At 36.6% G+C, this 11,407-nt stretch carries 13 protein-coding genes and 2 pseudogenes; 13 read left to right on the top strand and 2 right to left on the bottom strand.

Going from position 1 to position 11,407, the window contains the following annotated elements:
* Positions 1-175: 175 nt before the first annotated feature.
* A pseudogene (locus H4J66_RS05395) lies at positions 176-1,140 on the bottom strand (IS110 family transposase).
* 563 nt (positions 1,141-1,703) lie between these two features.
* Here H4J66_RS05395 and H4J66_RS05390 point away from each other — a divergent pair.
* The 7 genes and pseudogenes from H4J66_RS05390 to H4J66_RS05360 all read left to right on the top strand — a co-directional run bounded on the left by H4J66_RS05390 (position 1,704) and on the right by H4J66_RS05360 (position 5,805).
* Positions 1,704-1,901: an antitermination protein NusB gene (locus tag H4J66_RS05390; RefSeq protein ID WP_182171523.1), complete on the top strand. Its 198-nt coding sequence runs from the start codon at positions 1,704-1,706 to the stop codon at positions 1,899-1,901.
* A 34-nt stretch (positions 1,902-1,935) separates the two neighbouring features.
* Positions 1,936-2,301, top strand: coding sequence for a hypothetical protein (locus H4J66_RS05385; protein WP_182171520.1), 366 nt, complete (start codon positions 1,936-1,938; stop codon positions 2,299-2,301).
* 75 nt (positions 2,302-2,376) lie between these two features.
* Positions 2,377-2,778 (top strand): hypothetical protein, encoded by a 402-nt coding sequence (locus H4J66_RS05380; RefSeq protein ID WP_182171517.1) that lies wholly within the window; start codon positions 2,377-2,379, stop codon positions 2,776-2,778.
* A gap of 487 nt (positions 2,779-3,265) precedes the next feature.
* A complete protein-coding gene (locus tag H4J66_RS05375) occupies positions 3,266-3,616 on the top strand; it encodes a PDZ domain-containing protein (protein WP_182171514.1) in 351 nt (116 codons plus the stop codon).
* Between the two features lie 135 nt (positions 3,617-3,751).
* Entirely contained in the window at positions 3,752-3,961 is a 210-nt protein-coding gene (locus H4J66_RS05370; RefSeq protein ID WP_182171511.1) for a hypothetical protein, read from the top strand.
* An 83-nt stretch (positions 3,962-4,044) separates the two neighbouring features.
* A pseudogene (locus H4J66_RS05365) lies at positions 4,045-5,224 on the top strand (IS3 family transposase).
* A gap of 194 nt (positions 5,225-5,418) precedes the next feature.
* Positions 5,419-5,805, top strand: coding sequence for a GNAT family N-acetyltransferase (locus H4J66_RS05360; protein ID WP_259369062.1), 387 nt, complete (start codon positions 5,419-5,421; stop codon positions 5,803-5,805).
* 76 nt (positions 5,806-5,881) lie between these two features.
* On the opposite strand, the gene H4J66_RS05355 is transcribed toward H4J66_RS05360, so the two are convergent.
* Complete coding sequence (locus tag H4J66_RS05355) at positions 5,882-6,178, bottom strand: IS110 family transposase (protein ID WP_259369061.1); 297 nt, start codon at positions 6,176-6,178, stop codon at positions 5,882-5,884.
* Between the two features lie 312 nt (positions 6,179-6,490).
* Here H4J66_RS05355 and H4J66_RS05350 point away from each other — a divergent pair, with 312 nt between their 5' ends.
* From H4J66_RS05350 to H4J66_RS05325, 6 genes are all read left to right on the top strand, one after another.
* Positions 6,491-6,853, top strand: a complete 363-nt coding sequence (locus tag H4J66_RS05350) for a hypothetical protein (RefSeq protein ID WP_182171508.1) — start codon at positions 6,491-6,493, stop codon at positions 6,851-6,853.
* Between the two features lie 659 nt (positions 6,854-7,512).
* The gene (locus H4J66_RS05345; protein ID WP_182171505.1) at positions 7,513-7,797 is read left to right on the top strand and encodes a hypothetical protein; all 285 of its coding nucleotides are present in this window, start codon (positions 7,513-7,515) and stop codon (positions 7,795-7,797) included.
* A 13-nt stretch (positions 7,798-7,810) separates the two neighbouring features.
* Complete coding sequence (locus tag H4J66_RS05340) at positions 7,811-8,398, top strand: hypothetical protein (RefSeq protein WP_182171502.1); 588 nt, start codon at positions 7,811-7,813, stop codon at positions 8,396-8,398.
* A 131-nt stretch (positions 8,399-8,529) separates the two neighbouring features.
* Positions 8,530-9,060: a hypothetical protein gene (locus H4J66_RS05335; RefSeq protein WP_182171499.1), complete on the top strand. Its 531-nt coding sequence runs from the start codon at positions 8,530-8,532 to the stop codon at positions 9,058-9,060.
* A gap of 115 nt (positions 9,061-9,175) precedes the next feature.
* Positions 9,176-9,475 carry a hypothetical protein gene (locus H4J66_RS05330; protein WP_182171496.1) on the top strand — a complete coding sequence of 100 codons (300 nt, stop codon included), beginning with the start codon at positions 9,176-9,178 and terminating at the stop codon, positions 9,473-9,475.
* 467 nt (positions 9,476-9,942) lie between these two features.
* The gene (locus H4J66_RS05325) at positions 9,943-11,085 is read left to right on the top strand and encodes a serine hydrolase (RefSeq protein WP_182171493.1); all 1,143 of its coding nucleotides are present in this window, start codon (positions 9,943-9,945) and stop codon (positions 11,083-11,085) included.
* Positions 11,086-11,407 lie beyond the last annotated feature (322 nt).

Genomic DNA, 11,407 nt, shown 5'->3' with positions numbered 1-11,407 from the left:
ATTCGTCGATTACTCACTGATTAGTTAGCAGCGCCTACCTTACTCATTTCGTCGTGGCACCTGTCTTCAGTCTATGTTAGCGGTTCAATAGCCGTTAGGCTATTGCCGTCCTAACGCCGTCGGTGATTGTGCCACACCCGATGCTTGATCCCATGCGCTAACTCAAAACTTTTATTCATGCAGGTACTCTCGATATTCTTAGCTTCACATCAATTTTTGGTAGCACTACCTCGCGAGAAATAGCCCAAATATAAGCGATCATTTCTCTGGCGATGGCCGTAACGACCACATTACGATGTTTGCCTTTATGCATGAGTCGTTGATAGCGTCGGCACAACCTCAGTTGAGCTTGCCTAGCCATATCAATAATTTCTTTGCTTAACCCTTCTTGTCTTAATTGCATTTCTTTTGAAATATTGGCGTTGTGTTTATACGAATGGCACCTTCGACCAGTAGTCGTCTTGCACGGCTGTTACCGCATTTGGTAATAGCACCTAAATGGCGTTTATCGCCACTTGAATGTTCGCTTGGTACAAGACCAAGGTAACTCATTAATTTTCTGGGATGGTCGAACCGTGATAAGTCACCTAGTTCGGCAATCACGCCTGTGGCGACTAATAACCTCACACCACGGAGCGCCTGTATCGCTTTAACTACGGGATAAAATCGCCAACGCTTCACTTGATGGGTTAATTCATTATCCAGCCTTTTTAAGCGTTTTAACCTTTCGGTAATGGTTAAAACCGCTTCTTGCAAAACAATTTGCTGACAAGGATGAGGTAATACTAATTCAGCGAGCCAACGCAAATACTGTAATGACCAGTTATCTTTTATTTTGCTGTTAATGTTGTTACGTAACAACAATGCTTTAAGTTGATATTTAGCCTCTTTTAAGTCTTTCATGCCTGTTTCTCGTGCTCGGGATAAATCACGTTCGGATTCATCTTCGGGCTCAGGGACATAGATAGATGTTAAGTCTTCAGACTTGAGCAGCTTTGCAAGTTTGAGCGCATCACGTTTATCGCTGAGTATTTTACCTAAATGAACTGACTTAGTGCCGCGCTGGTCTTCGTTATAAGCGATTTTAGTAAATGTTTTATGGGTATCTAAGCCAATGAAAAGTATGTTATGTTTTATCATGCTAGCCTCTGTTTTATATTGTTGACACATATATTATGGCTCTGGTTTGTAAAACTAACCCACGTTCATAGGCTAGCACCTTGTGGGGAGTCATTGTGTCTATATGCCTAAAGGGATTTTGTGTTTACATTTCTATATTTACTTTCAAATTTAGTTGGATATTTTTTTAGCTTCAATTTTATTCTGAATAGGCTAAAAGTTAGCGAGCAACGAAGAAAGAGAGCGACTTATTTAAGCTTGTTATTACTAGGCATTCAATTAGTTAGCTCTACTTTATGTGAGCTGGTTGCTCTTGACGATTTAGCGGCATTGTTATTAACTATTATTATATTTTTAGCTGTCATACGAAAGTTTCTAAAGTTAACTGTTTGGCAAACTGTATTAATTCCCATAGTTGTACCAATAATTGGGCAACTTTGTTTTGTTATCGTATTTGCTTTAAGTATCAAAGTTTTCGGGCCAATTACGGTGTAGTCGGCATATAACAAGTCATTAAAGCAGGAAAATTTACAGTTAGCAGTTTCGATATTTTCGGTGCATTTAATTAAATTAAGGAGAGTAAAATGAATGGAAGTGAAATCTTGGCTCAAGGTGGTCAATATGCAGTAGGGTTAGGAACTCTAGCATTATTGAACGCTGGTTTGGCTCAAAGTAAAAATAGAAGTGGATTACTTTGGTTTTTTATTTCTTTACCCTTAGGCCCAATTGCAACGTTCTTGCTCGTCTTCTTGGACAAACAACCAGAAATTGAGCAACAGTAAAAACTGCTAACAATGCGTTCAAACGGAGAAAAAATTGAAAATTCGAGTTTTAATAATTACTTTATCTTTGCTTTCCGTCTGTTTAAGCGCATTGGCTAGTGCGGCGGATAACAAAGTAGAGCTAGAGGTGTTGGTAAGCAACTACGAAGAGCTAGCAGTAGATGCCAAAAATTGTACAGATTCACGCAATCAGAAATCGGCACCATGTACTCGGTTTATTGAAATATTCAATAACGGGGAAATTAACAATATAATTAAATCATTTGGCAATAATGTGAGTCGCTATTTGAGTATCGATCAAGAACTGACACTTAGGGGGGTTACCGCAGTAGGACACGTTGCTGATACCTTAGGGTTTCTATTCGAAAAACAAACTCAAAAATTGCAAAAACGAACATAACAAACAAATTATGGCTGGGACGCTAAACAGCCGCGCCCCATATTTGAAGCGTTAAGTGACATACAAGGATTTAGTATGAATTTAGATGATCGTATTATCAATTTTTATCGTGCCGGTATTGGATTGGCTACATCAGCGATTTGTTTAGCATTTTTAGCTCTAATTGGCTTTTTACTTATCAATAGAACCGCACTATTTTCAATTCAGGCTGCGGGAATCATTATTTTTTTTCTGCTTCTGGCTGTTTGGTTTGGAAAGCTTAGCTATCAACTTATTTTCCAAGCATCAAAGGAACACACATCTCTGTTTTCTCCAACGTCAATCATCGCAATATTTTCACTCGTTGGCTTGGGCGCTTTATCTGGTATTGTATTTAGATTCTCAACGGGTGATTTAGAAAACGGCTTCCTTAGTGTCTTAATTTTATTAATGCTGTTCCCTCTTGGCCATTTTTGTTGGAAACACGCAAAAAAATAGCAGCGTGAATGTCACCTAACAAGTGCTTAAATGGAAAAATAACAGTAGGCCATCGCTTCGCGATTATAGCCAACCATTATTTTCCGCTTCTTAAGGCATTAGGTGTAATCGCCACTTCGTTTTAATTGTTTAAAGTATTTGCCAATTTAATCTAGTGTTTGTATTTTCTAAATATGGTTTTGGAGTGTTTCGCCAAGCCTACGTCATTTAAGCCAATATAGTCTTCGGGCATTACCAAAAACAAAATGTCCTTGCGAATTGGCTTTTCATTGTTTGGTGTTGCGGCTCAAAATCTAGCAGTTGTGTTTATTAAGTGGCGAATGTTATATTATTGTTAGAGTTTGGTTTAAGTTATTGTATTTACAAAGCTGTTCACCTAACAAGCAACTCAAGACGGAAACAAACAGTTGGCTGTGTTCGTACCTCGCAAATTATAGCCAACTATTTTTAGCCGCTTAGTAGGGCGTTAGGCTTACAAGGAAGTGTCATGCAATATCGAAAAAAATTAGTCATATTATTATTCGTGTTATTTTCAGTGAATTCATTTGCTGGTGATAAAAAAATAAAAATTGGAGTCACTTGGGACTATACTGCAAGCGGTTTCTTTTCTCCTGAAGTTGATGAACTAATTGTTAATAAAGTCATTGCCAATTCACCTGCAGAAAAAGCAGGATTAAAGGTCGGGGATAAAGTTTTATCTCTCGAAGGTTGCAATATTCCCGGATGCCCGGCTTCAAAAGTAAAAGGCTATTTAAAATCTGATTCAGGCACAGAACTTCACCTCGTTATAGAAAACAATAAAGGCGTAGTTGAAAACCTCATGATTACAGTGGGTTAAAGCCTAACAAGAATTTCAAGTAGGACAAAATACAGTTGGCTTTTTGTTCACTCCGCTCACCTATTTTAGCCAACTATATTTGCCTCTTAAATCGGCGTTATATGACTATGAAGTCATATTCACAAGGAGAGTAATATGAATATTAATGTAGCAATGGTTCCTTATATTTTAATTTTAACGTGTGTTTTGCCTGCTTTATTCGCTATTCGATTAGCAAAGAAGCAAGAACGCTCTTTGTTAATAAGCGGTGTAGTAGCATTCGCACTTGGCTTTACATGGATCGGCGGTTGGATTTATTTAGCAATAATGAATTTTAAAAAACCTGTTCAGGTTGTTGATAAATAGTTATATAACAAGCTATTCAAGTGGGACAATGATCTTCCTCCGATAAAACGGACACCAAAATCTAACTAAAGATAAGGTGTCTTATGCCCAAGTACAACAATCCAAGACGAACTTGGAAGTATTCAAACGACTTTAAAGTCAACGCTGTTCAACTAAGTTTTACTGTCGGCGTCACAATCAAATCTGTTGCTGAAACACTCGACATACACCCATTTATGCTGTCACGATGGCGAAAAGAATATCGTGAAGGAATAATTGTGGCTGATAAACGAAAAAAAGTGGCTGGCCAATCAAAAGCCCAAAAAGTACTGACCAAAGAGCAGGAACTAGCACGTGAAAATAAAGAGCTTAAGGAGGAGCTGTTTATTCTAAAAAAGTGGCAACGGTTTCTTGCCGAGGAGCATCAAGCCGATATCGATTCATCGAAAAACTCAGACCCGACATAAAGGTCAAAAGGTTACTGGAATTTTTTGATGTATCTAAAAGTGGCTATTACGATTGGCGTGAGCGTCAACCCAGTGCCCGTGCGATAGAAGATGTTGAACTTAAACAGAAAATCCAGCAAATATTGACCGAGAAAAAAGGCCGATATGGTAGTCCTCGCATTTTTAAAACATTACAAAAGCAAGGATACAACATTGGTAAAAAGCGTGTAGAACGGTCGTATAGAGCGCTTGGGCTGGTTGTTAGAGTGATGCGGGTAACTACACGCTCTGCGTTTTATAAACGTTTTCCTGCGACAGGCAAAAACTTACGGCCTTATGTTGGCGTGCCATTGGTTAAAGATAAAGTATGGGTAGCAGATGTCACGTATTTAAAAGTGAAAGGTGTATGGCGTTATTTGTCGGTAATAATGAATCTATATTCACGGCATATTATTAGCTGGAGTTTAGATAAAAATAGAACGATGGACGTCACGAAGCGCACATTAGAAAATACGGTTAAGAAACGAAAACCGTCGGGTGATTTGATGCTTCATACTAATAGAGGTGTAGATTATCGTGTACACGTTTATCAAAAAGTATTGAAACGATATGCGATAACTCATAGCTTGAGCCGAGCGGGAAAATGTCCTGATAATGCGCATATGGAGTCATTTTTCCATTCAATGAACATGGAAGTTATTCGTGGTAATGTATTTGATAGTGATAAAGAACTGCGCGGAATACTTGGCAGTTACATTAACAAATACTACAATGTTTCAGGGTGCATTCAGGGATAAGTTATTGCTCGCCAATAGAATATGAAGCCCTGGCAGCGTGAAAAAAAATGTGTCCGTTTTATCGGGGGAAGATCACAAAAAACAGTTGGCTGTTTTCACTTCGTTCAACATTATAGCCAACAATTTTTTGCTACTTAATGTGGCGTTATGTTTTCCTCTGACTTGGCGATTAAATAATACCAATGATAACTCTTAAAAATTTTAATTCAGGTGATACAGAGCTACTTTTGCTATTTTGAATGACCAAGAAGTAGTTAAGTACCTATCATCTAAAATCCCAACACCTTATACCTCGGAAGATGCTAATTGGTGGATTTCCACTGGAAGTAAAATGGGTATAGTTAAAGCTATAGATTTTAATGGCTCTTTAGTTGGATGCATTGGTGCTGAAAAGGGGAAGTTTGAATATCAGCGGTCTGCTGAAATTGGATACTGGATTGCAAAAGACCATTGGATTAATGGCATTGCCACGCAAGCTGTAAATGAAATAATATCGTTAGTATTCAATACTACAGATATTGTTAGGTTGTTTGCATCTATCTTTTCTCAAAATACGGTTTCTATGCGTGTTCTAGGCAAATGTGGTTTTGAACTAGAAGTAGTTCATAATAAAGCTATATAAAGACGATATATTTTATAATAATCATGTATTTAGTTTACTGAAAACATAACGATCTCTATTACTGCCTAATGCCACTTCACTTACGATATTTAGCGACTGTAGAGGGATTAATGGTGAATAAACTGATATGATTATATTTGGCTAGTGCATAAATAAGAGGTCCTTTTTTAAGTTCACAGGCCACAGCGAGTTGTTGATTTGGGTAACGATTTTTAAGGCTCATTGCCCATTCATATAGCGCTTCGGGTTTACACTTAATAATGGAATAGTGGTATTTATCGGTGTGGTTAGGGTGTTCACAGATATCATGTTTTTTATCTGCCCAATCAATGCCGATTAAGGCAGAGAAATTATCAATGTTATATGCTTTCATTTTGCAGCTCCTGCGCGTAAAGTTACAAGTGGAGTGTGCTTAAATCTCATTTCTCGCAGGTCTTATAGATAGTCCTCGTAGGCAATCCCTGAGTATGCGTTTTGAAATGAGTTGCTCTGTTGGTTCGAACGTTTTGTTAGAAACATTGAATGTTTGCCGTTCAATATTCGTAACCAACAGGAGCATGTTCCACTTATCAACTATAAGGCGTTCAAACAGACAAAAAACAGTTGGCTGTTTCACTCCGTTCACAATTTTAGCCAACAATTTTTTGCCGCTTAACGTGGCGTTATGTGTTTTAAAGGATTTTTTATGCAATCTAAAGTTTTAACAATAATCATTCTAAGTTTAATGTTTGGGTGTCAATCTACTCCACAAAATGCTGAATCAGGGCAAGGTCTATTGATTGGAGAAGATTCATCAGCTGTAAAAGTTATGATTCGCCAAATTGATAAAGGCGATATTTTATGGGAAGGTAATTATAAATTAGGTACTACAGCATCTATCGAAGTTGGTAACCATACCGTATCAATAATGTGTGAGTTTTCTTATTCATGGGGCAAGAAGTTATCCCCAGGCACCCTGAATATTGATATAAAACCCGACACTGTTTATAACGTCTCTGGCAAGCTTTCACCAAGTGGTGATAACTGTTTGGTGGTAGCAAACATATAACAAGACGTTCAAGCGGGACTCGTAACAGTTGGCTCGGTTTCGCTTCGCTACACATTTTAGCCAACCATTTCTCGCCCCTTAATGTGGCGTTATATGTCGCCACTGTTCAAGTAATTATGTTTTGCAACTTGGGCATATAAATTAATAGTTTGTGCTTGTTTCCGTTCTTTTTTGTGGTAACTTTAGTGGCATGAGATCAGTTTGTATTTTTGGTTACACAGTTTTCGCCTAAATGGATTTAGTGCATATCGCTCAATTCCCTTTAGGTTTTATAAAGTTTGTTTAGGTTTTTGCTTAATTGGCTTTTTAGTAAACGGCTCAAATTCACGTTTAGTAGCAAAGTGGCGAAAGGTTTTTTAAATCTACTCATTCCACGCTTTAACCTTTTATTGTTCTTGGTAACTTAAGTGTTTGCTATGTAAGCCAGATATAACAAGCTATTCAAGACGGACGCTAAACAGTTGGCTAGCTTCGTTCCTCGCATTTTAGCCAACAATTTCGCGCTGCTTAATAGGGCGTTATAACGTAGGTGTATGAATCGAATGAGTAGATGTAAATCAAGGTTTTTTCAATGTTTATTGTTAGTTCTATTTGTTTCTTCATGTGCTTCATATCATAACTTAAATGAAGATGGCGCTAATCATTTGGGTGGAGGCTTTTTGGATACTAAATTAGTCTCCGGTTTATACCGATTGACAGTAAAAACTAACTTTGCACCTTGGACTAACTTTTCAGGCGCATGGAATACATGGAATAAAAGAGCGAAGGAGTTATGTAACGAAAAGGATTTTGAAAATTTTGAAGTAGAAGAGAGTTCCTACAATACTGTTGCAGGAGAAGGGTACATAGTTTCACAAGTTAAAGGCTATGTTCATTGTTCTGATTCAAGTTTGGAAAAAAATGAAATTGAAAAGTTAATATCAACAAATGGACATGAATTTTAAGTATGGATCAATAATGAAATATATAGGTGTTTTTCTAATACTAATCTTAGTGGGGTGCGTCTCTTCGCCCCCATATCCAAAAGCAAAGATTAATGGTAAATACGAAATTTTAGGAGCAAAAATATACTCACCCAATGAACTAGGTTGGTATTTAATTCAACATTCTCAAAATAGTATTACTTTTGGTACTATCCCAACCAGCACTGATAGTGTAATTGCAAATATTAATTTATTTTGGGTTGGTGAGTTCGATAAGGACAACGATTTTTTAGAGTCTATTATAGCTGAGCGATACAAAAATAATGATAAAGAAAGGTGGTTTAATCGTGTTGTAGAAAATAACTTTATAACTTTCAAAGAAAATAGTTGTTTCAGTTATAAAACAGTAGCTGAAGATCATCAAAGCAAGAGTAAAAGCCGAAAGAGCTTCCAATATTACAATACTATAGGAAATATTTGCAGGCACCCTGCAAATAAAAATACAGCAATACAGGTTGAAGTTTCTTATCGAGCTGATTCAAAAGAAATTCCGATAGCAATTAAAGCTATTGCAGAACGGTTTATAAATAATCTAGAGCTATTAGGTGATGAAATCGGGTAACGTTATAATAAGCCATTCAAGCAGGGCTTTTAATTGTTGGTTAGGTTCCGCTTCGCTTCACATTATAACCAACAATTAAAAGCCTCTTAATAGGGCGTTAGGCGAATGCCTTACATTTAATAAAGGATACTATGAAAATAATAATGAGTTTAACTTTTGCAAGCCTGATATCTTGGCAAGCTAATGCAAATAACGAGGCTATAGGAGCTTTTGAGCAATTGTTGCCACAATATATCGAGTGGGCGCATGAAGTTGATAAAAAAGGAATAAAGATAGGTATACCTTTAGATAAAAAAGGACTTAATTTAGCTAGTGAAGTCGGGATTAAATTTCCTGAAAAAGTCAAAATCGTTTACGTTGATAGAGTCCCGTACCCTTATGAAAATGAAGGTTTAAAGAAAATGGGGTTGTCGTTAGGTTTTATCGGCGAAAATATTATTAATAATGCCCAAGTTTTTGGCTACTCAATATACGTTAGAAAGGGATATGAACTTGATACCCCCAAATTAGCACACGAACTTGTTCACGTATTACAAATCGAAAGGTCAAGCTTGGACAAAATCATTTTTCAGCATTTATCTGATTTGGCAAAATATGGATATACCAATGCTCCTTTAGAAGTTGAAGCATTTAAAGCAAACAAGAAGTACGGTGGCAGTTAATTCGCCTAACAACCTGTTAAACAATGACAAAAAACAGTTGGCTTTTGCTCCTTCTTCGCTAATTTTAGCCAACTATTTTATTGCCTGTTAACAGGGCGTTGGGTGTTTATCGAGCATGAAAGTTATCGAAAAGGTTGAGATACTTAAAAATGATCAATTGTTTGTTGTCTTAGCTAGTGGAGGAAAGCCTGATTACCAATATATTTATCGTGAAGCTGCGGAAGTTAATTGGGACGATGAGCTTAAAGCATTTAAATCTCCTGCCCCAAGAGAATGGTGTCATTCCGATTGGTTTCATCACATTGTTAAAGTCGCAAAAAATATCAGTATTAATTTAGTCTTGAATAATGATAAAACTTGGGTTGATATCTCAAAAAATGTTAAAGAACAGGTACTTGTGGGTAGAAATACCTAACAAGAATTTCAAGAGGGGCGTTAGGTTAATAAGGAGGATTCACATTGAAGTGTCCACATTGCGATAAAAAAATAAGTCTATTTTCTAAAACTTTGAATAAATTTGGCAAAGTTAAAGTATGCCCTCATTGCTCTGAACCATTTAAATCATTTATAAATTTTAAAGTGGCCGCTATTTTATTTATACCTGCTCTTGTATTATCGTTATTTATTTTAAAGCCATTCATTATATCCCTTGGTCTCACTGGAGGTGTTTCTACAGGTATTATGGGCGGATTACTTGTTTTATTATCTATGCGACTAAAGAAGCTAGATTAACCTAACAAGGCATTCAAACGGACAAAAAACAGTTGGCTGTTTTCACTTCGTTCAACATTATAGCCAACAATTTTTTGCCGCTGAATGTGGCGTTATGCAGAAAATTAAGATTTGGCAATAGTCGTCAACTTTACTAAAACGAGATAAATAATGATAAAAAAATTAGCTTTGCTTTTATCTTTTCTTATTCCATCAGTATTCGCTCAGGTTACTCTGGTAGATAAGTTTAAAATTGAACAACAAATTAAAGAATTTATGGCTAAAGAAGATGTTCCAGCATTGGCAGTTGGCATTATTCAACAAGGAAAAGTGGTATTTACTTCAGCGGTAGGTATAAAAGACAGAGAAACCAAGCAAGCAATAAACTCTAAGACGTTATTTCAAATTGGTTCTCAGTCGAAAGTATTAACTAGTATTATAACGTTAGAGCTAATAGATGAGGGGAAACTGAAGCTTACTGATCGTGTCATTGATCTTTTACCCGATGTTTTTCCAAAAGATTCTCTGGAAGAATTTAAATCATTAACGATTGAACTTCTAATGACACATCGTTCTGGTTTACCTAATTATCCTAAAAACGTCACTAGAATCGATGGTGATGCATTTTTAGGTGGTTATGATGAAAAAATGCTATTGAGTGCGCTAAAAACCATTAAATTAAGCTTTACCGTTAATGAAAAATGGGAATATTCAAATTTAAATTATGCTGTACTTGGATATGTGTTGAGCAAGGTGACAAATACAAGTTATGCTGAATTAGTTAAACATTATATTAATGATAAATATAGCCTTTCAAATACTTTGGTAAATTTATCTGAAAGCCAAAAGCACACTCAAATGGCTTTACCTTACAGAAAAGACGATCGTCAAGTTGTGACTAAACCGTGGAATATGGGGTTATTAGCGCCACATGGGGGTGTTTACTCAAGTATTGATGATCTAGCTCGCCTTATGGTGTTACAACTGAAGGCATACTCGTTATTCAGTAAAAACGGAGTGACTTCACCGCTCGTTTCAACTCAAATAAAATATGACACTGAATTTACTCAGGCTGGAGAAATATACCTAGGACTCAGTTATGGCCTTGGAATGTTTGAAGCAAGCAATGAGTTCCCTCTGTTTTCTAAAACAGTATTGTTTCATGGTGGCGATTTAGATGGTTATGGCTGTGAGTATTTATTTTCTCCAGAATATAATGTCGGAGTAGTTATGCTAACTTCAAGTGGTGGAGGTAAGTTTGTCAATTTTGGCAGGAAAATGATGAGTGAACTACTAGAAATAAGCGTAAAGTAGAATTGCGTTTCTTTCTGCATAACAAGCTGTTAAACAAGGACAAAAAACAGTTGGTTTTGCTCCTTTGTCGCTGATTTTGGCCAACAATTTTTAGCCTCTTAATGAGGCATTGGTATGGCTCGCCACGTCAAGTTAAATACACTGAACCTTGTTCATTAATTTCAGAACCATTGTATTCACTTTTAGTATTAAGTGAGTTAACGCATAGAATGAAGCAAGTAATTTTGTCGGTTATCATGCTGATATTCGTCGATTACTCACTGATTAGTTAGCAGCGCCTACCTTACTCATTTCGTCGTGGCACCTGTCTTCAGTCTATGTT

Origin of the sequence: Colwellia sp. MB3u-55 (assembly GCF_014076785.1) — a bacterium.
Classification (GTDB): Bacteria; Pseudomonadota; Gammaproteobacteria; order Enterobacterales; family Alteromonadaceae; genus Colwellia_A.
This window is presented reverse-complemented; position numbering and strand designations above follow the sequence as displayed.